Source organism: uncultured Rhodoblastus sp. (assembly GCF_903903185.1).
Classification (GTDB): domain Bacteria; phylum Pseudomonadota; class Alphaproteobacteria; order Rhizobiales; family Beijerinckiaceae; genus Rhodoblastus.
In genome coordinates this window covers 1-26,106 of record NZ_CAIUXT010000225.1, presented here as the reverse complement: position 1 = coordinate 26,106, position 26,106 = coordinate 1, and the positions used below count along the sequence as shown (strand labels likewise).

Below are 26,106 nucleotides of genomic sequence, written 5' to 3'. Positions count from 1 at the left end.
TGACGACATCGAGTGGGAGACGGGTTCGCTGCGGGTCTCGGGCAAGTCGCGCTACGAGGTGCGTCTGCCGCTTCCGCAAGACGCCGGGGATGCGATCGCCGCCTACCTCTTGTGCCGCCCTTCGACCTGCCTGAGCGATCACGTGTTCCTCCGCAATATCGCGCCGTTTCGGCCGTTCCGGAATGGCGACGGCATCTCGTCGGTGGTGAAACGCCTCATGCAGCGGGCCGGGGTCGTGGCGCCGGTCAAGGGGGCGCACGTCTTGCGACACACTGCGGCGACCGAGATGCTGCGCCATGGCGTTCCGCTCGAAAAGATCGGGTTGGTCCTGCGGCACCGAGGCATCGACACGACGGCCCATTACGCCAAGGTCGATGTCACGCTCCTGAAGCAAATCGCGCAGCCCTGGTCGGAGGCTCTCTGATGTTGAAGGCCATCGAGGCGTATCTGGCGCTCCGCCGCGCCACGGGATTCGCGATGCTGAACGCGGAATATCTGCTCAAGAGCTTTGCCGCCTTTGCGGCCGAGCGCGGGCAAACGCATGTCAACATGCAAACCGCAATCGATTGGGCGGAGCGCGGACCGTCTGTCGCGCAACGCGACGCCCGGCTGAAATCCGTGTGCCGCTTTGTGCGTCATGTCCGGGTTGAGGACGCCCGGCATGAGTTGCCGCCGGTTAATCACTTCGGCGCCCGAAAGATGCGGCGTTCGCCGCATATCTACTTAGCAGCGGAGATCGATCGCTTGATCGAGGCCGCCCTCCGGCTGCGACCGAAAGGTGGCTTGCGCTCACGGACCTATGCGACGTTGATCGCGCTGCTCTCAGTCACCGGGTTGAGGATCTCCGAAGCGCTGAAGTTGACGGTCGCCGACGTGACGCCCGATGGCTTGCTGATCCGCGAGACCAAGTTCCGGAAAACCCGCCTGGCGCCGCTGCACGACACGGCAGTAGAGGGCTTGAAGCGCTATCTGGCGCGTCGCCGCCCCCGTTCCGAAGCTGATACGGTGTTCGTTGACGCAAATGGTCTGCCGCTGCGTTACATTGCGGTCAAAGAGACCTTCGACAGGCTGGTCGGCAGGGCAGGTATCGCACCGGCGGCAAAGCGCCGCCCACGTCTTCACGATCTGCGGCACACGTTTGCAGTGCGCGTGCTGCAAGGCAGTCCGACGGATCGAAGCCGAATTGGCGCGCATATGGCGGCGCTCGCGACCTACATGGGTCACGTCAATATCTATTCGACCTACTGGTACCTGGAGGCCACCGCCGATCTCATGCGCGACGTCGCCGCGGCTGGTGAAGCGTTCATCGCCGAAGGGAGGCAATCATGACGCCGATTGCTCCCCTGATCGAAACTTTCCTCAATGACACACTCGCCCGCCAGCGGGGCGTCAGCCGGCATACACGCGATTCCTACGCGCTGAGCTTCCAGTTGCTCTTCATGTTCGCCGCAAAAAGACGGAAGGTCCCGCCATCGGCGCTGACGCTGGAACACCTCGACGCCGGTCTTGTCAGCGCCTTCCTTGAGGATCTTGAGGATCAGCGCAAGAACGCGCCTGTGACGCGTAATGTCCGGCTGGCGGCCATCAAATCCTTCTTCCGCTTCCTCGAATACAGGCAGCCGGCGGCCCTGGAGCATATCCGCCGCGTCCTGGCGATCCCGTTCAAGAAAACGGATCAGCGTCTGGTTCCCTATCTTCTGAGGGCGGAACTGCAAGCGCTGCTCGACGCTCCCGATCCGGCTACGCGCGATGGCATCCGCGACCGGGCGATGCTGCATCTGGCGGTTTGTGCGGGTCTGCGCGTGTCCGAGTTGACCGGGCTGAAGCTTGAGGACGTCGACCTTTCGTCGATGAGCATTCGTGTTTTCGGTAAGGGGCGGCGCGAACGGACGCTCCCATTGTGGAAGACCACGGCCGCAGCCCTGCGCGCCTGGCTCGCCGTTCGCGGGCGGGTCGCAGCACCCGAGGTGTTCGTCAACGCCAGGGGAGAGCCGCTGAGCCGATGGGGCTTCGCCTATCTGCTCAAACAATATGCCGCGACCGCGGCTCGATTGCATCCCAGCCTGGAGAAGAAACGCATCTCGCCCCACGTGCTCAGGCACACATGCGCAATGATCATCCTGCAAGCAACGCAGGACATCCGTAAAGTGTCGCTGTGGTTGGGTCACGCCACTCTGACGACCACTGAAATCTATACGCGTGGCGATCCGACAGAGAAACTCGACGCCATGGAGTCGATCGTCCCACCGCATCTTCGGCGCGGCGCGTTCCAGCCGTCCGATAAACTGATCGCGCTCCTCAAGCGCCCTTCGTAATGGTGAGCCAGATTGGCGGCAGCAGAAACAAAAGCGAGGTCAAGCCGCCGCCAACTCCCCATTACTGGATTTGCCCATAAGGCAGGTAATGGGCGTCGCCCATTACCTGCCGCAATCGCCACTGCCCGAAGTGTCAGGCCGCCGCGGCCCGACGATGGCTTGAGGACCGCGAAGCCGACCTGCTGCCGGTCTCCTATTTCCACGTCGTCTTCACCGTCCCGGCCGCGATCGCGATCATTGCGTTCCAGAACAAGGCCGCCGTCTACGATCTGCTGTTCAAGACGGCGGCCGAGACGCTGACGACCATCGCCGCCGATCCCAAACATCTCGGAGCCCGCATCGGCGCCACCGCCGTGCTGCACACCTGGGGATCGGCGCTGACCCATCATCCCCATGTCCACATCATTGTTCCCGGCGGCGGCCTGTCGGCGGACGGATCGCGCTGGATCGTTTGCAAGCCCGGCTTCTTCCTGTCGGTGCGCGTGCTTTCGCGTCTGTTCCGCCGGCTGTTCCTCGAAGGTCTCGCCGCGCTTCACGCCGCCGGCCGTCTGGCCTTCTTCGGCGATCTTTCCGCGCTCGCCGACGACGCGGCATTCGCCGCCACGCTGGCGCCCCTGCGTCGCTGCGAATGGGTGGTTTACGCGAAGCGTCCGTTCGCCGGGCCAAAGGCAGTGCTCGCCTATTTGTCGCGCTACACCCACCGCGTCGCCATCTCGAACTCCCGACTTGTCGCGCTCGACGACGCGCGCGTCACCTTCAAATGGAAAGATTATCGGATCAAGGAAGGCAACCGGCTCAAGACCATGACGCTCGACGCCGACGAGTTCATCCGCCGGTTCCTCATGCACGTGCTGCCGAGCGGATTCCACCGCATCCGCCATTACGGTCTGTTCGCCAGCGGGGTGCGCGCCAGCAACATCGAGCGTGTCCGCGCGCTGCTGGCGGTCGCCGAGACCGCGCCGCCACAACAAGCCGAGACGGATGACGGCGTTGGTTCCGTTGACGAAACGCGGAAATGCCCCTGTTGCGGCGGCCGGATGATCATCATCGAAACGTTCGAAGGCGTGCGCCCCTCGCGACCGCCGTCGCCCTTTCGGTTCAGGATCGACACCTCATGAACATCACGCCGGTTCCCGCTCCCCAGTTCTGTTCGTCTTCGCCGCCGGCTTCGTCCTGGCGCTGGCGCGGTGTGTCCGCGTCCCTTTTCGAAACCCGTTTCAACGGCACGAAGCCTAATAAAACAGACGTATGGCTTCGCCGAAAAGCTTCCCCGCCTTGCCGCCAATCAGATGCCAGCGTCGGCGCCCGATACAGAGACCGGCCTGATCTGACCGCCACCCTCAAATCCCCATAGCCGGGCCGCTGCAAACGCAGCGTTTCCTGCCCGCGGATTCCTCCTAGAGAGGCTTTCGGACGCCGGCCCCGCCGCTGTGCGTTCGGTCGTGTTGGGGCCGGCGTCCGAAACCCATCATCGAAGGCGTCATCCGCACGATGTTTGCTGGCCGTCTCAAATCGACGCAAAGCTACCGTTGTAGATCGCGGCGCTGAAGCATCCATTCGTCTGGCGCTACAGGATGACCGGGGTCTCGTCCCGAGCCTCCGACTGCGCCAGCGCCGCCTCGATATGAGTGACTGCGGGCAAAACGTCGGAGTTGCAGCTCACCAGCAGCGCCTTGGCCCGCGCCAAAGTCGCCTTTGCCGGTTCGAGACCATCGATGGCCGCCTGAATCTGACACAGCATCAAGCCCATGCGGCCTATCGATTCCGGGTCGTACGAAGGCTTGATCCACTCGGCGAGCATCTGATCGCGCACGCCGGCCAGCGCCGCCTTGTCGTCGGCCTGGTGGATCAGGACCAGCTTGGCTTGGCTGGTCAGGGCATTGATCCGAACCTTGATAACCGGACAGCGCTCCAGAATCTCAGCCAGCGCCGCCTGGGCTCCGGGACCATCGCCGCTCGACAGCAGGCTATTGGCTAGGACGCTCCGAGCGTGCCAGGCCATTGGATGTTTGATCGCCGCATAGGCCTCGGCGCTGGCGCGATAGAGGGCGAGGGCCGCGTCGACGGCGCCGCCCTGGAAGAGGTGATTGCCGGCTTCGCCTAGGAAGGTCGCACGCTCGACGTCCGACCAACCGGGCTCAGCCGCCGCCGCTTGCAAACTCCGGCCCGCGGCGGTTGGATCGCGATCGGCCCGGCTGGCTGCCATCCTGGCGGTCGCCGAAGGGCCAAGCTCAATTAGGGGCGAGGCCTCGGCCAGGACCTGGTCGATCTGGACCGCCATCGCGCGCAACTCGTCGATCAGCACTTCGCATTCGGGCCGGCGCTGCACGTGCAGGGCGGCAATGGCTGCTGGTATCGCCTGTCTCCCCTCGGAAAGCCGCCCCAGCCTTAGGGCGGCGAGCGCCACCACCCGGCCGGCCACGGCGTAGGACCAGGCAGCACTGCCTGCCGGCGCGCGGCGCATCGCCAGACCGGCGGTTTCCAGGGCCTCTTCGGCCTGGTCCGCCTCCAGGAGGTAGGCCGCCAGATTGGCTTCGGCCTGCAGCAACTCCTCGCCGTCGCCAACCTCCTCGCGCAAAGCGACCGAGCGTCGCTGAGCGGCGATGGCCGCGTCCCAAGCCTTCAGGTGAGCATGGAGCTGGGCGAGATTGCCTTGGCAGCGCGCCTGACCGAGAACATTGCCGGCCTCGACATAGAGCCGCATGGCCGCCTCGATATGGTCGAGGGCCGCGTCGGTCTTGCCCGCTTCGATCTCAGCGATCGCCAGATTGCCTAGGGCCTCGGCCGTATTGGAGTGCGCCCGGACGGCGTCGAGGTCGTCCGGATCGACCTGGATCTCCGCCTCCGCGGTCTCGCGTCCACGATCGGCCCAGAACTGCGCCATCTGCTCCATAGCCGCGCAGAGATCGGTCTCGGCGGCGAGGCCGGGGCGGAGCGCCGTCTCTCAAACCATGTCGGCGGCTTCGTCCGCGCGGCCGGCCTCGACCAGCTTTCGGCCGAAATTGATCGTCGCAACCGAAAGCTGTCGCCAATCCCGGGCGGCGTGGAGCTCGTCCTGGGCCTCGCGATACAGCGACTGGGCGCGGTTCGGTTCGCCCAGCCGCCAGACGACGCCGGCGAGATTGGCCCGCTGCGCTCCGGGGCAAAGACCGGAGACATCACAAAGCCGCATGGCCTCGATAAACCCCGCCGAGGCCGTATCAAGGTCCCCCAGCATCTCGCTGGCGATGCCACGATACTGGTGCGCCACAAGGAGACTGTCCAGCGCCCCCGCGCGCTCGGCCGCCCGCAGCAGGGCGAAGGCCACATCCGCCAGTCGTGCCCAGGCGTGGCGGTCATGCTGCAGGCGGCCCAATTGCTCGAAGGCCTTGACCAAGATGTCGTGGCGCTGCTGATGCTCCGCCGCCGCGATGGTCCGGCGAAGCTCGTCCTCGGCGTTGTCGCCGCTGGCCACCAGGGCGAACGGCATGAACGCCTCGACGGCGAGCGGATCAGGGTCGCCCAGATCGAAGAGCAAGGTCGACAGGCGTGCATGCAACTCGGGACGGCTGGAAAAGAGCTGGCGCATCCGCCGCGCAATTCGGCTGCGGCGGTCCTCACCGACGGGATCGGTTTGCCCGACGGCCTCGCAGGCAACCATCGCGGCTTCGAAGTTCCCGCGCCGAACGGCGATGAGGGCTCGGCGCAAAGCCGCCTCCCAGATCTCGCCCGCCTCGCCTACTACGGTCAGGAGCGGCCTGATCGTTTGGACGACCGCCTCGGCGAGGTCGAGTTCGCTCAGGCCGATCAGCGTTTTGCATTCGAAAAAGGCAGCCTCGACGAGTGTGCGCCCGGAGCCCGCCTCGCGCGCGGCGGCCTGGGCGGCGCGCAGGGCCATCAGCGACGCGTCGGGCCGAGTCTCGATGTGTTTGGCGAGGTTGAACTGGATCAGGGCTAGCAGTCGATGGTCGCGCGCCGCCCGCGCCCGGGCGTTGGCCTCCAGCAACAGCGCCTTGGCCTGCGTGCGGTGATCGGGGGTGGTCCCATGAAGAAGGGCCAGGGCCATGTTCACATAAATGCTTGCGGTGTTGCGCAGATGTTCCAGACGCACCTCGGGCCTGGGTGCGACAGCCCCATCCTTGGTCAGCAGCGTCCAGGTCGCCTCATGGAATTGCAGTTCCTGGGCGCTCCAAGCCAGGGCGCGGTTGAAATCGCCGCGATGCATCGCGGCGAGCGCCACGCGGCGGACGCAGCCGCTCATGCTGATCTCGGCGCGGCCGGCGATCAGCGCGTCCCTTACCGCTGTTTCCAAGCCCGTGCTCAGCGCGATCAACAGGGCCTCGTCCTGCTGCTTCTCTGCGAAGGCGTGCATGAACGCCGCGCTCGACCAAGGCCCGACAGTCGGGCCCGAGACCCAGGTCTGCACCCGCTCCGCCAGCGCATGGACGGTCGTCGAGACCGCGAGCGTCGATGGCGCGATCTCAAGCCCTAGGCGGGAGAGAAAGGCAGGCAGCTCCCCGCTGACGAAGGTGCCGGCCGGGTCGGTGAAGCAATCAGCGAGCGCTGGCGGCGACGCGCCCCGGTGCAGCCAGGTGAAGCCAAAGCCGCCCGCAGCGTTGGCGCTCATCGGCAGGTAGTCCGAACCGAAGTCGAAATCGGCGCCGGAGAAGCCAAGAAAGAGGATGTGGCGCCGGGAGAAGACGTCTTGCAGCCGGTCGCGACGGCCTACGGCCAAGCCCTTGAGCTTCTGCGTGACCGTATCGATCAGAGTGGCGGCGTCGGTGACCGAGCCATGCACTTTGTGCAGGCGCGCCCCACCGCCCCAGATCTGCGGCTGGTCGTAGTCCCCCGGCCTTACCATTACCTGCAACGGCGTTTTTTCGAGGCGGAAGGCTTGCTCGATCAGGGTGTCGAAATTGAAGGTAACAATATCGGCTACCAAGCCCTGACGCGCCAATGCGGCCAGGGCGAAATGGTTGGCATTGGGCTTCGCGCCCTCAAGGGCGGTCAGCAACGGAAAATAGCCGTCGCCAGCGAAGGTTGAGACCACCAGCTCGGAAAAGGCGGTGACGGGCGCGCGACCCTCAAGGGGCCGCGCCATCACAGCGTCGGCCAGATCGGGCAACGCCTTAGCCGCCTCGGCGCGCAGGCCCTCAAAAAGGGCGTTGTTGAAGCCCCACCAGCTAGGCAGGCTCGAAGGCGGGGCCACCGACACGCCTGCGCCGCAGACGATCAGTAGATTTTTGTCGCGGACCGCAGCAATCAACGGCGCCGGCAAGCTGGGATCAGTGTCGCCCACCAAGAACCTCCCCAAAGATCGATGCGCAATAGTTTACTTGCCTAGGTTGTCTAAGCCGTAAACCGATAATCGGCTCCTGGCGGATTTCCAAATCGTACGCGGCGTGATTCAAGCTCCCGAACGAGTTTGACGATGGCGCACTATGAACTCAGTGAACCCGCTCGATTATGTTTTCATATCTGTATTTCAATCACATACCGCGCTGCTCGACGGTTCGGCACCGGAAGTGGTTCTGAAAGGGAAAAGCAAATGGAAACTGATCCTCGCCCGGAGCGATTGAATTTTCAGGCTTCACAATCGGCCTGCGGGCACCTTGATCGCATCCACCGCCGTCGGCGTCCAGCCGCTTGGATGGAACGACTGCTGTGATCAACCTAAGCGGGCATTCGCACTCAGTAATTTGGCGGTCCGCTTTCCGCCGCGAGCGGTCGGCGAGGCGTCTCTCAAAACCCCACCTATTTTAGCCCAAAAACTGCTGTGCAGATTCGTTGAAAATCAACGGCAAGGATTCTCGAAGCTCGTGATTTCTGAGAATCCCGCCCGATTGCAAAAGGCAGAGATTTTGCCAGGGCGCGATGTCTGTGGGAATAAAGTCGGCCACGCGTCCGACAGTGATTATTGCCACGGATTGACAACCGGCGCGCGGGCGCGCTCGAAATCGGTCGTGTCGCGCGATAGGATCGTGAGGCCGTGACATAGACCTGTCGCGGCAATGATGAGATCGGGTTGCGAGAATGTATAGCCCGCCTTGCGGCCTTCTTCGACCAGCAAGCGCCATTTAAACATCACGTCTTCTGTCACCGGCAACACGCGATTTTCAAACATTGGCCGCACCTTGTGCACAAGCCAGTCATTGAGTTCCGCGCGGCGGCTCGCATCGCTCACGAGTTCAATGCCAAAACGTATTTCTGCAAAGGTCACGGCGCTAACATAGAGCTGTTCGAGCGGATGGGCCGCGATGAACGCGATCACTTTCGGCTCTGGCTTTGAGCGGCGCAATTCAGAAAGAATATTCGTGTCGAGAAGCCAACCGCTCACAGGTCAACCCTACGGACCGGCATTCGGTCGCGCTTAGGCTCAATATCAATGTCGCGGTAAGGCGACTCCTGCATGGCCGCAATCAATGCTTCGCCGGAACGCTCGCCCTTGAGGCGGCGGAATTCTTCGGCGGAAACAATCACCACTTCATCCCGACCGTGAACCGTCACATGCTGCGGCCCCTCGCTGCGCACACGTCGCACCAATTCGCTAAATCTGGCCTTGGCGTCCTGAAGCAGCCAACGTCCTGGCGGCAAATCATGGCGGCGGCTCTTGGGCGGCTCTGTTGGCGGTGTTTTTTTAATTCTGGTCATGCTGACTAGAATATCATAACCATAGCTTTGAAAGCAAGATATTTTCGCTCGTGTTTTGGCTCCGCAAAACCATCAACGGGTATCGCCCCCACGCCGGGAGCGGAAGAAATCATTGCCATCGCGCTCCACGCGGGAAAATATCCCCATGTTCGCTCAACCCGATTGTCACTGGAGCCAGCCGATGAATGCGGGCAAACCCCATCAGATTTGGATCGAGCAATGCGAGGCGGCGCAAACCATCCGAGAGCGCTATGGGCTCGAGGCGGCGTTTGACTATGCGGTCGGAGAGAAACTGATGAATTTCGCCAGCGCCGCCCATGACCATCCGGCTTTCGCCAGCGAGCTTCCCCGATTTGTCTCCGAAGTGCGGCGGATGTTTTCGGCCGAAGAAATTCGCACCCAACTTGCGCGACTCGAATGCGAGCAGAGCGAAAGAGACGCCGAGAGCGGCGACCCGGACGAGGAGGATGTCTTCAGTGAAAGCCCGGCCATGGCGGCCGAGCGCGTCAGGCAGTTCGCCACGATCAAGGAACTCCTCATCGCGGATATGCTCGGCACTTCTTGAGCGGGCGGGCGCTTCGCAGCCATAGGTCGCGCGTGCGCCCCGGATCCCCTGACCTTCGCCGTTTCCGGCCGCATTGGTATATGATAATAACCTTTATCATATACTTACTTGCTTTTTGCGGTCGGAGCGCGTATGAACAAATCATGGACGAGCGGCTCACCCAGATCGCGACGAAGAAAGCGGACCTCGATCGGTTGCGGCCGTTGTCGCCGCGCGCGCTGGTGAATCTGGAGCACGCCTACGATCTTGAGCTGACCTACACGTCGAACGCGATCGAGGGCAACACGCTCACTCAGATTGAAACCAATCTTGTCATTGAACAAGGCGTCACGATCGGCGGCAAGAAGCTCAAGGATCATCTGGAAGCCATCGACCATTACGACGCTATTCGTTATGTGCGCGAGATCGCGAGGCAGACAACGCCGCTCGGGGAGGTCGATGTCCGAAATTTGCACGCCTTGGTGGTCAAACGCGCAGATCCCGAGATTGCCGGGCGCTACGCGACCTCTGGCCGTTACGTGAATACGGATGTCGGCCGCCACACGTTTCCGTCGCCGGCGGAAGTGCCGGCGCTCATGGGCGATTTTTCCGAATGGCTCGGTGTGGCCCCGGCGACGCCGGAGACGGCTTTCACGGCCCATCGTCGGCTGGTTGATATCCATCCCTTCAACGACGGCAACGGTCGCGCGGCGCGCCTGTTGATGAATCTCGTCTTGATCCGCAGCGGTTATCCGCCGATCGCGGTTCGTCCGGAAGATAGGCTTGTCTATCTCCGCGCTTTGCAACAAGCGCAAGCCGGCGGCGGCGACGACGCGTTCAAAACACTTCTGTACGAGCGCCTGGACGCGACCTTGGGGGAGTATTTGAGCGCCTTGAAAGAGGCGCTTCCCCAGACACCGCCGGCCAGCCCAAAGACCCGTGAACCAGCGCCGTGAATGCGCGGGCCGGTGCGCACTGGAAGAGCGCAAGCGCGATGACCCAGCTCGTCCCCGTTCTCGCTGAACGCGTTCCGGCCCTCATCGCCGCCGAGGGCGAGCGCGCCTCCTGTCGTTTCTTTGAATTCTTTACGGCGCAGATCAGGAATCCGCACACGCGTCGCGCCTATGCGCGCGCCGCGCAGGAATTCTTCGCCTGGCTTGAGGCGCACGGCGTGACGCAGCTGGCGGCGATCGAGAGCTTCCATGTCGCCGCCTATATCGAACAGTTGCAAAAGGCGCGTTCGGCCCCGACCGCGAAATTGCGCCTGGCGGCATTGAAGCATCTGTTCGACTGGATGGTCATCGGCCAGATCATGCGGACCAATCCGGCGGCCGCCGTGCGCGGGCCGCGCCATATCGTGCGGCGCGGCAAGACCCCGGTGCTCGATCCTTCCGAGGCGCGGCAGCTCCTAGACGCCATCGACACCACAACCATCATCGGCCTCCGCGACCGCGCCTTGATCGGCTTGATGGTCTATTCCTTCGCGCGCATCGGCGCAGCGATCGGCATGCAGGTCGAGGACGTTTATACGCAGAACCGTCGGCTTTGGGTGCGGCTGAACGAGAAGGGCGGGAAGCATCACGCCATGCCGTGTCATCACAATCTTGAGGCCTATCTGCATGAATATATCGACGGCGCCGGCCTGGCGTCCCAGCCGAAGGCGCTGTTGTTTCAGAGCTACAGCCGCGCGACCCGGCAATTGACGGGCAATCCCCTGCCCCAGGCTAACGCCTATGCGATGATTCAGCGCCGCGCCAAGGCGGCCGATATTTCCACGCGCGTCGGCAACCACACTTTCCGCGCCACGGGCGTCACCGCTTATTTGAAAAACGGCGGGACGCTCGAACGCGCCGCGCAAATGGCGAACCACGCATCGACGCGGACGACGCAGCTCTACGATCGGCGCACGGAATCTGTGACGCTTGATGAGGTCGAGCTCATACGGATTTAGCCTCGGCAACAATCATTCGGCTTCGGGCGGAATATGACGCGCCAAGTCCATCGCGTCATGGAGAATTCGCAGAACTTCGATGACTTGATCATCAGCCGCACAGCACATAATGAAATGCCTCCCGCGACGACCTCGGCGCGCGACGTGAACGGTTCGCAATCCGTTCAGAATTTCATCCCGTGCGGCGCTGCCCGGCGCGTCGGGTCCATTCTCGAGCAGGGCGAGCGCTTCGAGCAACGTGCGTTGATAAATTGCAACCTGTCGATCGCCGAAATTGTCTCGGGTGTGTTTCAGGATGTGAACAAAATCTTTCAGCTTCAGCGCCAAGACGGATCCGCCATTGCGTTCGCGTCACTTGACCTCCGGACCTGCAAGGACGTTGTCAGCCAGTATGTTCAGGTGCTCGACCAAAGCCGAGGCGTTGGCGAACTCCTTGAACTCGCCGCGCTCCAAAGCTTCGGCGCCGACCCGTGCTGCGGAGCGAAGCCCCTCAAGCTTGGCGGCCTCTTCGGCTTCCCGATTTTCAATGAGGCGAAGGCCTTCGCGCATCACTTCGCTGGCGTTTTGGTAGCGCCCGCTTTGCACCAGCGTTTCGATCAGCGTCTCTTGGCGCTCGGTCAGGACAACATTGCGTGTCGGCATCGCTTTCCTCCATTGAAGTTCGAATTCGACGTTTTGGCATAATATGCCAATCCAGCCCTACCGACAAGATCCGTGTCGTTTCTCGAGGCAGATCGCACTTGCAATCGCGGGATATCAACATCCAAAAGCCAGAACATAATTCGAACATTCTAGACACGGCGCCAAAATGGCGCCAGCGTCCCAGATAGCGATTTTTTGAGTCCACTTTATATTCCGGCAGGCGCCCTGCCAAATTCAGCTCCAGAAACCTTGAGGTTCGCCAAGCAAATGTCTCCCGCCGAAATCATACGCCACTACACCCATCATTTCCGCCGCGTCTATGGACAGACGCCAGAGCTGGTCGCCAGGCGCGGGTTCTATTACATCGATAACTGGCGCGAACTGGGCTTTCGCGATCCGCCGAAACGCCAATCCTTGGCCGAGTTGAGCGACATGGTGGAGACGCTGCAAGAAACCAGGAAGGCGTCGGCCTAAGGCGACGCCCCGGCGTCACCGTCACCCTGCACCGGGACTGCGCGGCCGAAACAATTCGCAGCGAACGCAGATACTGGGCGAAGGCGATAGCCAGCAACGGACGAATTGCGCGCTGCATTCTATTCTTTGACAAATTATGCCGTGCGGCAAAACTTATTTTCATGAGGCGGGGCGCAGCCCGCCTATCGCCCTCCGTGGGCTTCCTCCCGAGACTTGGGCCGTCGGTGTCACCGCCGGCGATCTTTTTTGTCGCGTCCCCGGCTCCTAAAATCCCCCAGCGGCGACCGACAACTCTGCACCCGCGTTTGTGGGCGTGCAGCCCGTTCGCGAGAAATATCTAAAATTGCTAAATTTAGGCATATCTGTCATAGTGCTCGATATGGAGGCATGCACATGAACATGAACGTATCCCTGACCGACGAGCTGGCGAATTTCGTCAAGGCCAAGGTTGCCGCCGGTCGCTACGCCTCATCCAGCGAAGTTGTCCGCGAAGCCCTGCGCCTGATGGAGAAGATCGAACAACAGGAAGCTGAAAAGCTGAATTTCCTGCGTCAGGCGTGGAAAGAAGGCATCGACAGCGGCGATGCCGGCGAATTGGATTTTGCGGTTCTGAAGCAGGAAGCGCGGGCGCGGCTCGCTGCGTCCAAAGCGTGAGAGCATGAGCAAAGTCCATTTTACGCGCCGCGCCCGTCAAGACCTTTTGGATATTTGGATTTACATCGCTACCCGCAACTCGGAAGCCACGGCCGATGCAATCTATGACCGCATCGAAGAGGCTTGCGGCCGATTGAGGGATTATCCGCAACTCGGCCCTGCCCGTATTGAAATTGCCGAAGGCGCCCGGGCGCTCGTTGTTGAACGATGGCTGGCGCTTTACCGGTTGACGGAATACGGCGCGCAAGTTGTGCGGATCGTCGATGGCGCACGCGACCTGACCAAGATCGAGTGGACGCCAGAATAGGGGCCGTGTCGGAGAAGGGAGATCGCATGAGTCAGCTCGTCTCCATTATCGCCGACCGCGCCCCTGCCCTCGCCGCCGCCAGCGGAGAACGCGCCTCGCCCTGCTGAATTCCAGCTCAAGAAACCTTGAGGTTCGCCCAGCAAATGTCTCCCGCCGAAATCATCCGCCACTACGCCCATCATTTCCGCCGCGTCTATGGACAGACGCCGGAACTGGTCGCCAGGCGCGGGTTTTATTACATCGAGAATTGGCGCGAACTGGGCTTTCGCGATCCGCCGAAACGCCAGTCCTTGGCCGAGCTGAGCGACATGGTGGAGACGCTGCAAGAAACCAGGACGGCGTCGGCCTGAGGCGGCGCCCGGCGCCGGGGGCCCGGCCGAGACCCTTCCCGGCGAACGCAGAAGACGCCCGGGGATAGGCGCCCCGCAAATGGAAGAATTGCATAACTCATTATAATCATTGACACTTCTAGCCACGCCGCATACCTTGACTTCATGAGGCGCGGCCCTGCCCTGCCTCTCGCCCTCCTTGGGCGTTATCTCCCCGGACTTGGGCCGTTGGCGTCACAGTCGACGGTCTTCTTTTGTCCCTGTCAGGGTCACAAAATCCTCCCGGCGCGATAGCGCCGCCGCCCCGTAAGCTCCCGTTATCCCAGTTCGGCAGGGCGCGTTCCATGCGCAGCAAGCGATGCGGCGATAATAGCGGCAAGATTTGGCGCGCCTGCCCGATCGGAGCATGGCCGCCGAATCCGATTACCAAAGCGCCGATGCTGCCGGAGCGTTCGAGTGCGGGACGCCGGGTTTTCGAGCTTGGCGTCGTTCATGAATTGTTCTAAAAGGCCAACTTGGCTTTGAAGAGTGAATTCCGTGCTCAGCACCATTGTCATTCCCAATCGCAACTCCTGGAGCCATTGCCGTGCAAAAGCAGCCCTGGAGGGCAAGCACGGCTTGAAACTGCTGACCAGCGATCAGCTTGCCGCGCGGCTTGCCGGCGGCTTCCGTCAGCCCATCGACAGCGACCACATGGCCGACGCCGTCCGGGATTCGATCGGCCTCCCGCTGGGAGAGCTGGATACAATCAAGAGCTTGCCGGGCTTTCAGCGCGCCGCGGCCAACAGTTTGTCGAAAGCCTGGAGCGCCGGCCTCAGTCTGGACGACGAAGCGAAGGCCGCCGTGGACCCGGCGGCAAGGACCAGACTGGAGGCGCTCGCTCTTTTGGAACGAGAGGTCTTGGCTCGATTGCCCACGAACGAGATGAGGCCCAACGATCTTGTCGCGCGGGCGCTCAAGCGAACGGGTTACGCCAAGGTCCTTTTCGGGTCGATCGAGATTCACGGACGAACGGAGATGTCTCCGGTCTGGCGCCCCCTACTGGCCGCGCTCGCCGCCGAGACCAGGGTCACCTGGGTCGCAGAGGCGCGACGGGCGCCGCCATGGCTCGCTCAGCTGGGCGTCACGGCGGAAGAAAGGGCGCGCGAACAGCCTGTGCGTCGCTCCATTTCCTGCGCAAGTCCGCGGCATGAGATCCTGGAGGCGGTTCGCTGGGCGCGCGGCCTTCTCGCCAAAGGGATAGGCGCACAAGAGATCGCCATCGCGACGGCGTCTCCTTCTGGTTGGGATGACCACGTCCTCGCTCTTGCGGAGACCGCCAATATCCCGATCCATTTCATTCACGGTCGGGCCGCGCTCGATAGCCCCGAGGGACAGCTCGCTGCCGCCCTGGCCGAAGTTCTGTTGCGGGGTTTTTCGCAGCCGCGCGTCAAACGCTTGGTCGGTCTCCTGCGTTCGCAGACCACCAAATTCTCAAAATTGCCGAGCCAATGGTGGCGCAAACTGCCCGAAGACGCGCCGCTCCTGGATGCCGGGCGCTGGAAGCAGCAAATCGCGGCGCTTGATCCCAAAAATTTCCCTGACGACATCGACCCAAGGCCACAACTGCTTGAAATCATCATCGACGCCGCCAGCCTCGGCTTGGCTAGGGCCTCCGAGGTCGGTGAGCAGTTGCTTCAAGGAAAGGCATTGGCGATTTGGCGCAAGGCGCTCACCGACGCCCCCGCCGAAGCCTTGGATGTCACCCTGGCCGGCCTCCGAGTTGACGATGGCCTCGAACCGGCCGTCTCCGTGGTCTGGGGGCCAGCCGCCGCCATTGCCGCCGTTCCCAGGCGTTACACCTGGCTTGTGGGCCTGACCTCGAGGTCCTGGCCTCGCCGGGCCAGCGAAGATCCCTTGCTGCCCCATCACATCATATCCTCTTCCCGCCTCAATCCGCTTCCGGTCCATCAGGCCGACACGCGCGACTTCGAGACAATCGAGGCGATGACCGCCAGCGAACTCGTCTGCTCGCGCGCCCGTCGCGATAGCGGCGGACGCATCAATGGCGTTTCGCCGCTCTATCCGCGCGATGTCGCGGAGGCCTATCTCGCGCAGAGCAGGGAACCCGAGCAGGCGGCGAGCGATACCGATCGGCTCTTCGCCCGACCCGCTGAATTTTCCTCGCTCCCCGAAGCCCGCTCCGCGCTTTCGGCCTGGATCGATTGGCACACCGACCGCATTACGGCGCACGATGGCAGGGTGCGCTCCAACCACCCACTCCTGCTGCAGGCGCTAGATCGGCGACAATCGGCGTCCTCGCTGGCAAAGCTGCTGCGCGATCCCCTGGGATATCTCTGGCACTACGGCTTTGGTTGGTCTTCGCCGGACGAAACCGATGAGCCGCTCACTCTCAATCCCTTGCAATTCGGCAACCTGCTTCACCAAATCCTCGAGGGCGCGATCCTCACCCTTGAAGAAAAGCCGGGAGGATTTGCGGCGGCGGCACAGAATGAGCAGGAACTGACAAGCGCCATCGCGGCGGCGGCCGCCACGGTGGCCTCGCGTTGGGAATCGACCGCGCCCGTGCCGCCCCCGGTCATTTGGCGGCGAAAATGCCAGGACGCGTCGGAGCTCGCTCTCACCGCACTTTCCGCCAATGAAGACCCTCTCACAGGGCAACGGAGCTTTGCGGAAATCCCGTTCGGCGGCGATTCACGTGCTCTCAAAATGGGCGATAACATCCTGACGACGTTGCCTTGGGATCCGCTGGCTCCCGTCATAATCCCCGGCACGGCCATTTCGATCGGCGGCTCGATCGACCGCCTAGACCTCTCGGGCGACAACAGCGTGGCGCGGGTTACCGACTATAAGTCCGGAAAATTCCCAAGCGGCGTCCCTCAATTGAAGGGCGGCGCCGAATTGCAGCGATGCCTCTATGCCTATGCCGTCCGATCGTTGATCGTCGGATCCCCCGAAGTTGATGCGCGGCTGCTTTATCCCGGAAAAAAGAGCGCGCTGCTCAGCCTCGCATCGCCTAACGCAACCCTCGCCAAACTCACGGCGTTCCTGGCCGCCGCTTACTCCGCCTTCGCCGACGGCAAAGCGCTGCCCGGACCTGGGGCCGCGGAAGAGTTCAACGATTTCGCCTTCGCCCTGCCCGGCGGAGCGAAAGAAAGTTACCTGGATCTCATTCGGCCTTTGGTCGCGGCAGAGCTTTCCGACCTCGCTCCATTATGGGAGGAGCCTTGAAATGGTGGCGGTGGCAAAGAGTCTGCCCGATGCCTCGGCGCGCCTGATTGCGCTCACCGACCATGAGCGCACGCTGCTCGTCGAAGCGGGCGCCGGCAGCGGCAAGACGGCGCTTATGGCGGGTCGCGTAGCGGTCATGCTGGCTTCCGGCGTCGCCCCGCGCGATATCGTCGCCATCACGTTCACGGAAGCCGCGGCAAGTGAGCTCCTGGAACGTATCGAGAAGTTTGTCGGCCAGTTGCACGAGGGAAAGGTCCCTGCCGAGTTGCAACACGCCTTGGCGGCGCCCCTTTCCGCGCTCCAACACGAAAATATTGATTGCGGTTCGCAAACCCTCGATGAAATTACCTGCACCACGATCCATGGCTTTTGCCAGCAACTCGTGCGTCCCTATCCGGTCGAGATCCGCATTGATCCGGGAGCCCAGATCATCGACCCCGCGTCAGCCGAATTGGCTTTCCAGGATTTGATGGAGGCGTGGCTCTCGGCGCGATTTGGAAGAGATCGCAGCGCCGAAGGGCTGGGCCGAATTCCTGCGATGAAGGGCGCCGGCGGCGACGAAGATTTTTTCGCCGAACTGGTCAGCATCGCTCCGGACAAAACCGTCGATCTCATTGAGAAGACCGCGGACTTCCTCAAGGAGCACAGGACCGCCTCGGCGCCCCCGATCAGTTTGGACCCAAACGTGTTCTCGCGACTGGTCTCCGCCATCGAAGATTTTACCGCTTGGTATCATGGGTGTTCGATCGTCGAGGAAAAGACGGCGGAGGTCGTGATGGATCTCGCGCCCATCGCCGATATCGCACGGAACTTGGCGGTGGGCCCCATCACAGGCAAGACAATCGCCCGGATGCTCGCGCACAAGCGGCCGAGCGCCTGCAAAAACGACAGTTCGGATTTTACCAGGTGGGGCAAGAAGGGCAAATGGAAGGATGCCGCCAAAGCGTTTGGGAAGAGCGCCGCCTTCGGCGAAGCGCTCAGCGCCGCCGGCGAAACCCATTATTGGAACTGCCACAACGCGTACGGCGATTTTCGCGTCATGCTGGGCCAGATGGCGTTCCAACGATTTGTCTCGGAATTCTCCGCCCTGACGGATATCTACGCGCAATATAAGCGCGACGCCGCGCTGATGGATTTCGACGACCTGCTTCACCATGCCCGAGACTTGCTCGCCAAAAGCGAACCGGTTCGTCAAGCGTTGGCGATCCGATATCCCAGAATCCTGGTTGATGAGTTCCAGGACACCGATCCGTTGCAAGCCGAAATCCTATGGCGTCTGGCTGGCGAGGGAGCCCGGGGCGGCGCCTGGCAGGAACGCCAGATTCGGCCGGGCGCGCTGTTCCTTGTCGGCGACCCGAAACAGGCCATTTATCGATTTCGAGGCGCCGACGTTGCGACATACCTCGTGGCAAAGAAAGCTCTGGCCGATAACGATCCGACGGCAATCCTCGAAATATCCGCGAACTTCCGATCGCAATCGCCGATTCTGCAATTCGTGAATGACAACTTCGCGAGCATGCTCGACCTGGCCCTGGGGCAGCCGGGCTTCTCCGCGTTGGCGCCGGTGCGAAAGTCGGGCGAACATCCAGCCGTCGCGACATTCGAGATCCTGATCGAGGAACGGCACAGAAACGAAAAAGGATTAATCGCCAAAGAGCTCAGGCGCGTGGAATCCGGGCTCGTCGCCGACATCGTCCAGCGACTGATAGGTTCCTATCCCGTATGGGACAAGGATCTCGGCGCGTATCGAGCGGCGCGAGCGGGGGATATCGCTCTCCTGGCGCCGACCGGGACCAGCCTTTGGATCTATGAGCGGGCGCTGGAAAACCGCGACATTTCGATCGCCACGCAGGCCGGCAAGGGATTCTTCAATCGTCAGGAAGTTCAGGACCTGATCGCCGTGGCGCGGGCGATCGCCGACCGTCGCGATTCGTTGGCCTTGGGCGCACTGTTGCGCGGACCCGTCGTTGGCCTGACCGAGGAAGAGATCGCCGACGAAGTCTTGAATCTGCAGGGCGTGACAGGCAGCCATCGTCCGCTGCATTTGTGGACGAAGATCGAGCTGGTGCGAAATCCGATTCTGAAGCGCACGCTCGCAATTCTTCAAAACCTGGCGAGGAAAGCGCGACGCACGACACCGCATCAGTTGATGGCTGAGGCGGTCGAAGAACTGAAGTTCAGGCCCATTCTCAAAGCGCGCTATCGACGCGGCGCCGAGCGCGCGCTGGCGAACGTCGAACTGGTGCTCGAGATGGCGCGCCCTTATGCAGCGCGCGGCATCGCGGAGTTTTCCCGCGCGATGTGGGATCGTTGGGAAGATACGGAGTCGCAGGCGGAAGGCAGGCCTGACGCCGAAGTCGACGCCGTCTCGATCGTCACGATGCATTCGTCCAAGGGCCTCGAATGGCCCATTATCATTCCCATAAACTCGATGACGAAGCTTTTTTCCAAAGATCAGTTCCTGTACCGGCGACAGGACGACTCCGTTCATTTCGCGGTGCTTGATTTCGCAAGCTGTGAATATGCAGCCGTCAAGCAGGCGGAGGCCGACGAGTTGCGGCGCGAGCGCGTTCGGCTTTGGTATGTCGCCCTGACGCGCGCTCGGGATCTTCTGTTGCTGCCTCTGCAAAGCGAACGAACGAGCGACGATTGGCTCAGCCTGCTTACTTTGGACTTAGGCTCAGTTCCGAAGTTCGATCCATCGAAGTTCGAGGGATCCGCGACCGCTCCTCCGATCACAGACTCGAACAGCCAGGATCTCAAAACTTGGAGAGCAGAGGCGGCGGCTATCGTCGCCAACGAGAAAACGATCGCGTGGCGCCAGCCCAGCCGACACGAGCAAGGCATCGATCACCCTGTTGACGAGTTCCAAATATTCGCCGGTCCCGATGCCGTTGCCGACCAACCGCCTGATGCCGAAAAGCCCTTTATCCAGGGCGGACGGGAGCGGGGGCTTGTTCTTCACAAACTCATCGAGGAGGTTCTCACGGGAGAGACGTCCGAAGCGCAAGATGTGCTTCAAGCGCGCGCTGCTGAATTGTTAAGTGAAATGGGCGTTGCAGACAACGCGGACTCCGCGAAAGGTTGCAACAGCGCCGAACTCGCGACCAGCGTGCTGCGGGGCATTCGACTGCCCGAAGTCGTCGCCCTGCGCCCTCACCTGTGGCCCGAGGTTCCGATATACGGCTCAAAGGTCGACGGCGCCAATTTCGAAATGACATCTGGCGTCGCTGATGCGTTGGCGATTGGGCCTGACGGAAAAATTCACGCGGTCGTCGACTGGAAGAGTGACGTCGACCCTGATGCAATGGTTATCGATCTCTATCGCGGTCAGGTCGGCGAATATTTGGCCGCTACCGGCGCGCCAAAGGGTTTCATCGTTTTTCTGACTTCAGGTCGAGTCGAGAAAATCACGATATAATACGGCACGAAGACGATCGAACGTCCCTACTGTTAATAGGCTCGGCAGCATGACCCCTCCGATCACAAACAGATCAACGCCTTACGACGCCGATCGGCGTCCAGACCCCATGCCGTTACACAGAACCACATCAGCCTGACCGGCGATTATCTCTGGCCCCAAGTCGACAGCCCGGACGGCGGCTTCCGCTCCCTCAATACCCTTGAAGACGCGGCGTGACCGAACGTGCGTTCATGATTCGTCCAAAGTAGCGTACAAAAAATTACAAACCTTGCGATGACCCCAACCGGTCATTGAGCTTGTCCACCAGCGTGGAAAGCTCTACCGCGACGTCTCTCCCGCAGGCGGCGCCCACATCAGTGGGCCCTTTCATTCACAAAGGAGGGTTGAACGTCCTCGACATGATCAAACCGCTGTAGAACAAATATCTCCCACGAGACTTAATCGTAACGGTAGCTACTGTTACCGGCGGTGAAAATCCGCGCATAAACGGCGCGGTCGCTCCTGTTGGAGATGTTGGGGCTTGGTCGGCTGTGGCGGCTCAACGACCGGAAGTTTTGGGATGGGCATAGTCGTCCCTCTGCGGTGAGGGTGCCGCCGTGCTCGCGGCCGTCAAGGACGCTTCGCGCCGCGCAAAGCGCGATGGCCTGCGGCCATCCTTGACGGCCGCTGCGCGCGACGGCAACGGCGTGCGCAGGTCGGGACGACAGGATGGCCGTCGCCGTCGAACAACAGGATGGGGCTTGGGCTCACAGCGCCATCAAGGTGGGCGACTAAACCGAGAGCCGCCGACGCGTATCTGCCGCTTCCTGCCAACACCGCGTCCGCGACGAAGGCTGGAAAGGCGAAGAAATGCCGAAGCAGGCTGCCCACAATGATGGCAGCGGATGTGGCCAGAAGGCGTGCTGCCCGAAGACGCTACACCCCGCACACTCAACGGCTCCGTGGCCTCCGAACCGGGCGAAGATCGTGTTTCACACTCCATCGCCGGACCCTGATCCGTCACGCATGCCACCCGCGCACGGTAACGACGGCTTCTCTCGGCATGCATGGCGCGACCAGCTGGGGATGCCTGATAGCGGCGCCGAGCTTCCCTTTGCCTGTCGCGGCGGGCGTCTTGGGCGCAGTGTCCCATGCAATAAATCTGATTTCGGTCGCACCGACGACAGACCAGAACCTGACATCTGCACCGGGCGCAAATAAACGCCCGGCACGATACTTCATCAGCACATCCATCTGTGCATATCCGGCGCACGAAAATCAGGCCCTTTGCGTTGATGCGGTCCATGCATTTTTGGCTTTAGCCGAAATGGCTCATGCCAGCGGTCGACGTGGTCTCTGGAACGAACGACTTCGCAGGCCAGCTTATCGGATCTTGGCTCGCGCACGAGTTGGCGGAAAGGCGAACATGCCTCCGCCGCGTCAGGCCGCCTCGGCAGCGGACCGCGCCATCTGTGCGCGGATTTTCACCGCCATCGACAGCTACCGCATCATCAGTTTCGTCTAATCGTCCCTAGCAATTCGTAGTTATCCATACCTCGTAAGCGTGCCGAAGACAGTCCGGAAGCCAAGCGTCGGCAAAGTCTTGTGCATGAATTTGTTGGGGATCTGTTACCCCGATGACTACCCATGATTCTTCATCCACATCTTCACTAGGTGACCAGAACCTAACGAGTAGACGACCGTTACGATCCCTCCAGACGTCCATATTAAATATTCGACGGAAATGGTCTCCTCTCCCATATACTCTATGCATGCCGCGAGCATTGAAATGCGTGATTTGAAGCAGCGTCGCGTTGGGACTGCCGATAGATGGTTGGTCCCAGCATATTACAGAACTTTGCATGCTACCCCCCAAGAGTGACACCTAAGGGCTTGTCAGGAATTAACCGCGCTATCGAGTTCGCATCGCTGTCGTAGTGTGACCACCACCGACAATGACGAAGCGCCATCAAAGTAAAACGCCGCCGGCGAGCGAACCTTCCATCCGCCTTCGGATAGAAAATAACCCCTCCGGCGGCGGCCCCCGGCGAAAAACCGGTTGTCTACTGCAAATGGCTTGCGATGAAATCGTGGCCGGAAAACCCGTATCCACATTCGGCCATTGCCACGGCTATGCTTTCCCAGCACTGACGTACATCAATCTATCAAAAGGGCTTGCCCTTGGGATCGGGCTCCAATTGACAGACTATTTGATAATCTTTCGACAGGTCAGCTACGCAGTAACAAAACACCCGATACAATACCGGCCAGCGGAATTCCCCGTAAACATAGCCCCACTCCTCCCGAGCATCACCCCAATAATTAAAAATTCTAGAAATCTCTTAGCGCATCAACAATCCGTCCATTTTCAGACTTGAATATACCAAAACCAAGCCCTAACGGGTGAGGAAATATCTCACGATGATCAAAATTGACGTCGTTGCCAGAAAGCCTTTCGGTGTCTTTTTGGTTCTCCATTTTTGTTTGCATCAAACCCGAAATACTTATCAAAAATGGATCCATGTAATGCATAGCATCTGCTGCTGTTAACACAGTATTCCTGTAAAAATAGTAATAATGTCTAAAAAATAGCAAATCAAAACATGATGAGATCGTAAAATCTATTTCATCACTATATCCAGCTATCCATTTTATATTTGATGTTTTTTCGAGAATATATTTAGCAACCCTCTTGTTCCCTATCAAGCATGCACCAAGATATAAGCCGTCTATTTTTTTATTACTGCGATGCAGTTGCTCGACAATCATATCACCAAATATTTTATAATTAACGCGTTCATTGATGAAGTCAATCGTATTTTTGGTTCCGTGAGTCCCAATATAGATTATTTTTATTTCGGCGTCTTGGCAAATTCGCTGTATCGTGAATTGCAATGAATGTAAATCTGAAACCATTTCGTACTGATATGCATGTTGATTGCTCTTAAGAATATCACTTAAAAAATCAAACATGGGCTTTACACTAATATTTCTAGGTAACTCGCCAAATTTTTCAGCCCATTTTCCCTCAATGACAGCTAAGCGTAAGGTGTCTATGTAATGTGCCGTCATTTTTCGATTCCTTTGATTTGAATGCTTGCAAAGATGATGTAAAATTAAAAAGAGCGGCGGGGTAAGGCCGACCTCCCCGCCGGGCGAGTGTACCCTGCTTGCGCTTGGAAGGCTCTGGTGAGGCGGACTTGAGACAGTCGGCGAAATGAAAAACGGAAACCACAACTCACTGTAAAAATACGCTTAATTTTATGGAACTCAATAGTACGTTAGGCTCGATGCCATCGATGCCGGAAGCACCTAAGCCGTTCCTATCCATGTCCAATCATTACCAAACGCGAGCCCCACGCCGCTAAAGTGACGCCGGGCGGACGCTTATAAGCGTGGCGGTGAGGCACTCGACCGCGGCACCGGCATAGCAGGCGAAATTCGCATCGCCGACTGCGGCTATTCGGCGGCGAAAGCTCAGTGCCGCTTCATTAAAAGCGCCGTCCGCGAAAGCGCCAATTATGTGGTGCGGCTGCGTTGGAGTTCGCTGCGGTTGTCGACGCCCGCAGGTGTAAAATTCGACCTGATGATCGCGCATCTGACCGCCATACCGGCGGATCGACCCAGCGACGAAGTGGAGGTTCTGATGATCGAAGGGGTTGGGGCACAAAGTCCTTTGTCGGCGCGCCTCGTCATTCACCGCAAGCCGATCAAGGCTGACGCCACTTAAGAGATCATGAGTAATTTGGACGGCTCAGAGCTCCACGACACTCGAAGAAATCTTTTAGCACGGGTGGCGGCGACATGCAGGAGCGATCTCTCCTGCTGAAGGATGTTTCGACGATCAACGTCATCAACGGCGGCACGCAAAGCCGCAGCCGGCGGAAAGGATGCATGCGATAAAAACGGAATCGCGATGGCTTGGAACTCAAGGCCCTTAGCACGATGCATGGTGGAGATGCGCAAGCCCGGAATGCTCCTGTCGTCCGGCTGGCTAGGTTGTAGCCGAACCGTCGCGATTCCGGCACCCGCCATTCGCGTTGCTATTTTATCCGACAGGAAGCGCGTGGCAACTAACACGCCGATATCGGCTAGCTGTGTTCCTGTATGCTCAAGATCGCGAAGCCAATCGATCAATCCTGCGACCTCCTCGTCCTCGCTGGAATAACCGACAAGCGTGGGCGCTGGACCGCGAAAAACGCTCTTGTAACCACTTAGGCTGTCGAGCCCCTCGTCAAGATCGTCGACTTGGACACCTTCGAGAATCGATACCGCCCAGTTCCTAATTTCCTCGCTGGTCCGGTAATTCAAGCGCAGGCGCCGCGATCGGCCACGCACGTTTATTCCACACGCGGTAAGGCTCGCCTTGCGGCCGTAAATCCGCTGATGGGCGTCTCCAACGACAAAGATCGAATTTTGATCCCCCTCGGGGCGTACTGGAACGATAGCACGGATTAGGCGGAACGCTTGCTCCCCCATATCCTGCGCTTCGTCAACTACCACCGCATTATAAGGTAGGTTGGGCGCTTCTGAACTGAGGATCTCGACCGCCTCCCGATAGGCGTCATCCGGCTCGGCAAGGCCTGCGTCGATCATGCGAGCGCGGTACTCTGAGAAAATAGCCCAGAGGGCTGCTCGTTTGGTGCGATCAAGGGGCGTTCCACGACCGGCGCGCGACACCTTGAAATAAGATTTTTCGGTCATCAATCCTCGCGCTTGAATAACTTGCGACCATTCGGCGCGCACAAACTCCTCAGTCAATCCCTCGGGGATGCCCCGGTCCTCAAAGACTTCGCGCCAAAGTTGGTCGAGGCGCTCACGTTCGTCACCAAAATACGCAATGTTGCGTCCGAATTTCTTGCGTTTGAGGAACTGACTCACCCAACGGTCGAGGTTGATCACTTCGATGCGAGGAGTAGGCCGACCAAGATGTTCCGGACAGAGCGTCCGAAGGTTAGTTTCGATGTCATATGCGAGGTTCGTCGTGAACGTCGTGAACAACACTCGCTCGCCCGCTCGCGCTGGATCGGCAGCAAGGCGATCCGCCAAGTATTTTGCGCGGTGCATTGCGACGACGGTTTTGCCAGTCCCTGCTCCGCCGCGCACCAGCACCGGACCATTGTAGTCCCGATAGGCGATTCGGCGTTGGTCGGGGTGCAAGAAAACGCGCCATCCCTCAAGATCTCCCTCGAGGAACCGGCGCAGTTCATCTTCCGACTCCGGAATGAAGATCCGCCGACGACTCTCGTCCGAACCGACCACTTTCGAAAAGGATGCCGCGAGCGTTGCAGGACGGACTTCTTTCTCCGCGTCTTCCGACTTCGCCGCACCGATCAGTTCCAGGATCTCTGAATCGGAATACCCAGCTTCAAGCGCGATGAGGATATCAAAACTCGTCGGGTCGAAATTTTCTTCCGCAGCTTCGAGCTGAGAAAGATCATGAATTTGGCGCACATTAGGCAGTTCCTCGCGCAAAAGGCCAAGACTTAGGCGCTGTTGAACAATAACCGCTTCATGGGGTTGAGTGGGGCCTGATCGTGTAATTCCACTCTCCGTGGAATTCGTGGCGGCGGAGTTCGACGGCATTGATTGCTTCGTCGGACACTTTAACGCCTGCGGGATAGAT

Annotated in this window: 24 protein-coding genes and 1 pseudogene; 15 read left to right on the top strand and 10 right to left on the bottom strand. The window is 60.4% G+C overall.

Annotation, left to right across the window (positions count from 1 at the left end):
* The 4 genes and pseudogenes from QZY01_RS20340 to QZY01_RS20325 form a co-directional block, all read left to right on the top strand.
* Positions 1-424, top strand: a 424-nt coding sequence (locus tag QZY01_RS20340) for a tyrosine-type recombinase/integrase (RefSeq protein ID WP_294540828.1), incomplete at its 5' end; no start/stop codon positions are given.
* The gene (locus QZY01_RS20335) at positions 424-1,329 is read left to right on the top strand and encodes a tyrosine-type recombinase/integrase (RefSeq protein ID WP_294540826.1); all 906 of its coding nucleotides are present in this window, start codon (positions 424-426) and stop codon (positions 1,327-1,329) included. The genes QZY01_RS20340 and QZY01_RS20335, both read left to right, overlap by 1 nt.
* A complete protein-coding gene (locus QZY01_RS20330) occupies positions 1,326-2,315 on the top strand; it encodes a tyrosine-type recombinase/integrase (protein WP_294540824.1) in 990 nt (329 codons plus the stop codon). The genes QZY01_RS20335 and QZY01_RS20330 overlap by 4 nt, the downstream gene beginning before the upstream one ends.
* A 104-nt stretch (positions 2,316-2,419) precedes the next feature.
* Positions 2,420-3,433: pseudogene (locus QZY01_RS20325) on the top strand (IS91 family transposase); the annotation flags it as partial.
* Between the two features lie 449 nt (positions 3,434-3,882).
* Here the strand turns inward: QZY01_RS20325 and QZY01_RS20320 are convergent.
* The 4 genes from QZY01_RS20320 to QZY01_RS20305 all read right to left on the bottom strand — a co-directional run bounded on the left by QZY01_RS20320 (position 3,883) and on the right by QZY01_RS20305 (position 8,945).
* Entirely contained in the window at positions 3,883-5,208 is a 1,326-nt protein-coding gene (locus QZY01_RS20320; protein WP_294540822.1) for a tetratricopeptide repeat protein, read from the bottom strand.
* 51 nt (positions 5,209-5,259) lie between these two features.
* Positions 5,260-7,593, bottom strand: a complete 2,334-nt coding sequence (locus QZY01_RS20315; RefSeq protein ID WP_294540820.1) for an SIR2 family protein — start codon at positions 7,591-7,593, stop codon at positions 5,260-5,262.
* Between the two features lie 615 nt (positions 7,594-8,208).
* The gene (locus QZY01_RS20310; RefSeq protein ID WP_294540818.1) at positions 8,209-8,631 is read right to left on the bottom strand and encodes a type II toxin-antitoxin system VapC family toxin; all 423 of its coding nucleotides are present in this window, start codon (positions 8,629-8,631) and stop codon (positions 8,209-8,211) included.
* Positions 8,628-8,945 (bottom strand): type II toxin-antitoxin system Phd/YefM family antitoxin, encoded by a 318-nt coding sequence (locus QZY01_RS20305; protein ID WP_294540816.1) that lies wholly within the window; start codon positions 8,943-8,945, stop codon positions 8,628-8,630. Before QZY01_RS20305 ends, QZY01_RS20310 begins: the two co-directional genes overlap by 4 nt.
* Before the next feature lie 145 nt (positions 8,946-9,090).
* Between QZY01_RS20305 and QZY01_RS20300 the strand changes: the two genes are divergently transcribed.
* The 3 genes from QZY01_RS20300 to QZY01_RS20290 all read left to right on the top strand — a co-directional run bounded on the left by QZY01_RS20300 (position 9,091) and on the right by QZY01_RS20290 (position 11,440).
* Entirely contained in the window at positions 9,091-9,510 is a 420-nt protein-coding gene (locus tag QZY01_RS20300; protein WP_294540814.1) for a hypothetical protein, read from the top strand.
* A 143-nt stretch (positions 9,511-9,653) separates the two neighbouring features.
* Positions 9,654-10,445 (top strand): Fic family protein, encoded by a 792-nt coding sequence (locus tag QZY01_RS20295; RefSeq protein WP_294540811.1) that lies wholly within the window; start codon positions 9,654-9,656, stop codon positions 10,443-10,445.
* Positions 10,446-10,483: 38 nt separating this feature from the next.
* Positions 10,484-11,440: a tyrosine-type recombinase/integrase gene (locus QZY01_RS20290; protein WP_294540809.1), complete on the top strand. Its 957-nt coding sequence runs from the start codon at positions 10,484-10,486 to the stop codon at positions 11,438-11,440.
* 12 nt (positions 11,441-11,452) lie between these two features.
* Here the strand turns inward: QZY01_RS20290 and QZY01_RS20285 are convergent, their stop codons facing one another.
* The gene (locus tag QZY01_RS20285; protein WP_294540807.1) at positions 11,453-11,767 is read right to left on the bottom strand and encodes a type II toxin-antitoxin system RelE/ParE family toxin; all 315 of its coding nucleotides are present in this window, start codon (positions 11,765-11,767) and stop codon (positions 11,453-11,455) included.
* A 24-nt stretch (positions 11,768-11,791) separates the two neighbouring features.
* On the bottom strand, positions 11,792-12,082 hold the full coding sequence (locus tag QZY01_RS20280) for a type II toxin-antitoxin system ParD family antitoxin (RefSeq protein WP_294540805.1): 291 nt from the start codon (positions 12,080-12,082) through the stop codon (positions 11,792-11,794).
* Between the two features lie 267 nt (positions 12,083-12,349).
* On the opposite strand from QZY01_RS20280, the gene QZY01_RS20275 reads away from it, so the two are divergent.
* From QZY01_RS20275 to QZY01_RS20245, 7 genes are all read left to right on the top strand, one after another.
* Positions 12,350-12,556 (top strand): hypothetical protein, encoded by a 207-nt coding sequence (locus QZY01_RS20275; RefSeq protein WP_294540803.1) that lies wholly within the window; start codon positions 12,350-12,352, stop codon positions 12,554-12,556.
* A gap of 399 nt (positions 12,557-12,955) precedes the next feature.
* Positions 12,956-13,210, top strand: a complete 255-nt coding sequence (locus tag QZY01_RS20270) for a type II toxin-antitoxin system ParD family antitoxin (protein ID WP_342394919.1) — start codon at positions 12,956-12,958, stop codon at positions 13,208-13,210.
* Positions 13,211-13,214: 4 nt separating this feature from the next.
* The gene (locus QZY01_RS20265) at positions 13,215-13,517 is read left to right on the top strand and encodes a type II toxin-antitoxin system RelE/ParE family toxin (protein ID WP_294540801.1); all 303 of its coding nucleotides are present in this window, start codon (positions 13,215-13,217) and stop codon (positions 13,515-13,517) included.
* 143 nt (positions 13,518-13,660) lie between these two features.
* Positions 13,661-13,867: a hypothetical protein gene (locus tag QZY01_RS20260; RefSeq protein WP_294540798.1), complete on the top strand. Its 207-nt coding sequence runs from the start codon at positions 13,661-13,663 to the stop codon at positions 13,865-13,867.
* A gap of 323 nt (positions 13,868-14,190) precedes the next feature.
* A complete protein-coding gene (locus QZY01_RS20255) occupies positions 14,191-14,352 on the top strand; it encodes a hypothetical protein (protein WP_294540797.1) in 162 nt (53 codons plus the stop codon).
* Between the two features lie 931 nt (positions 14,353-15,283).
* Entirely contained in the window at positions 15,284-17,077 is a 1,794-nt protein-coding gene (locus tag QZY01_RS20250; protein WP_294540795.1) for a PD-(D/E)XK nuclease family protein, read from the top strand.
* 1 nt (position 17,078) lies between these two features.
* A complete protein-coding gene (locus QZY01_RS20245; protein WP_294540792.1) occupies positions 17,079-20,498 on the top strand; it encodes a UvrD-helicase domain-containing protein in 3,420 nt (1,139 codons plus the stop codon).
* 1,002 nt (positions 20,499-21,500) lie between these two features.
* Here the strand turns inward: QZY01_RS20245 and QZY01_RS20240 are convergent.
* Both QZY01_RS20240 and QZY01_RS20235 read right to left on the bottom strand, forming a co-directional pair.
* Entirely contained in the window at positions 21,501-21,734 is a 234-nt protein-coding gene (locus QZY01_RS20240) for a hypothetical protein (protein ID WP_294540790.1), read from the bottom strand.
* Positions 21,735-22,811: 1,077 nt separating this feature from the next.
* Positions 22,812-23,552, bottom strand: coding sequence for a hypothetical protein (locus QZY01_RS20235; protein WP_294540788.1), 741 nt, complete (start codon positions 23,550-23,552; stop codon positions 22,812-22,814).
* A 481-nt stretch (positions 23,553-24,033) separates the two neighbouring features.
* Here QZY01_RS20235 and QZY01_RS20230 point away from each other — a divergent pair, with 481 nt between their 5' ends.
* Positions 24,034-24,210 carry a hypothetical protein gene (locus QZY01_RS20230; protein ID WP_294540786.1) on the top strand — a complete coding sequence of 59 codons (177 nt, stop codon included), beginning with the start codon at positions 24,034-24,036 and terminating at the stop codon, positions 24,208-24,210.
* Here the strand turns inward: QZY01_RS20230 and QZY01_RS20225 are convergent.
* Together QZY01_RS20225 and QZY01_RS20220 are read right to left on the bottom strand one after the other, a co-directional pair.
* Entirely contained in the window at positions 24,207-25,586 is a 1,380-nt protein-coding gene (locus QZY01_RS20225; protein ID WP_294540830.1) for a UvrD-helicase domain-containing protein, read from the bottom strand. The genes QZY01_RS20230 and QZY01_RS20225 overlap by 4 nt on opposite strands.
* 406 nt (positions 25,587-25,992) lie before the next feature.
* Positions 25,993-26,106 (bottom strand): hypothetical protein (locus tag QZY01_RS20220; protein WP_294539649.1); only part of this gene is annotated, 114 nt, incomplete at its 5' end.

Coding starts and splice junctions, on each gene's coding strand:
- QZY01_RS20280 (WP_294540805.1), bottom strand. CDS start 12,082: ATGCCGACACGCAATGTTGTCCTGACCGAGCGCCAAGAGACGCTGATC.
- QZY01_RS20290 (WP_294540809.1), top strand. CDS start 10,484: ATGACCCAGCTCGTCCCCGTTCTCGCTGAACGCGTTCCGGCCCTCATC.
- QZY01_RS20270 (WP_342394919.1), top strand. CDS start 12,956: ATGAACGTATCCCTGACCGACGAGCTGGCGAATTTCGTCAAGGCCAAG.
- QZY01_RS20240 (WP_294540790.1), bottom strand. CDS start 21,734: ATGGATGTGCTGATGAAGTATCGTGCCGGGCGTTTATTTGCGCCCGGT.
- QZY01_RS20245 (WP_294540792.1), top strand. CDS start 17,079: ATGGTGGCGGTGGCAAAGAGTCTGCCCGATGCCTCGGCGCGCCTGATT.
- QZY01_RS20300 (WP_294540814.1), top strand. CDS start 9,091: ATGTTCGCTCAACCCGATTGTCACTGGAGCCAGCCGATGAATGCGGGC.
- QZY01_RS20255 (WP_294540797.1), top strand. CDS start 14,191: ATGCGCAGCAAGCGATGCGGCGATAATAGCGGCAAGATTTGGCGCGCC.
- QZY01_RS20260 (WP_294540798.1), top strand. CDS start 13,661: ATGTCTCCCGCCGAAATCATCCGCCACTACGCCCATCATTTCCGCCGC.
- QZY01_RS20320 (WP_294540822.1), bottom strand. CDS start 5,208: ATGGAGCAGATGGCGCAGTTCTGGGCCGATCGTGGACGCGAGACCGCG.
- QZY01_RS20275 (WP_294540803.1), top strand. CDS start 12,350: ATGTCTCCCGCCGAAATCATACGCCACTACACCCATCATTTCCGCCGC.
- QZY01_RS20295 (WP_294540811.1), top strand. CDS start 9,654: ATGGACGAGCGGCTCACCCAGATCGCGACGAAGAAAGCGGACCTCGAT.
- QZY01_RS20330 (WP_294540824.1), top strand. CDS start 1,326: ATGACGCCGATTGCTCCCCTGATCGAAACTTTCCTCAATGACACACTC.
- QZY01_RS20235 (WP_294540788.1), bottom strand. CDS start 23,552: ATGACGGCACATTACATAGACACCTTACGCTTAGCTGTCATTGAGGGA.
- QZY01_RS20265 (WP_294540801.1), top strand. CDS start 13,215: ATGAGCAAAGTCCATTTTACGCGCCGCGCCCGTCAAGACCTTTTGGAT.
- QZY01_RS20335 (WP_294540826.1), top strand. CDS start 424: ATGTTGAAGGCCATCGAGGCGTATCTGGCGCTCCGCCGCGCCACGGGA.
- QZY01_RS20305 (WP_294540816.1), bottom strand. CDS start 8,945: ATGACCAGAATTAAAAAAACACCGCCAACAGAGCCGCCCAAGAGCCGC.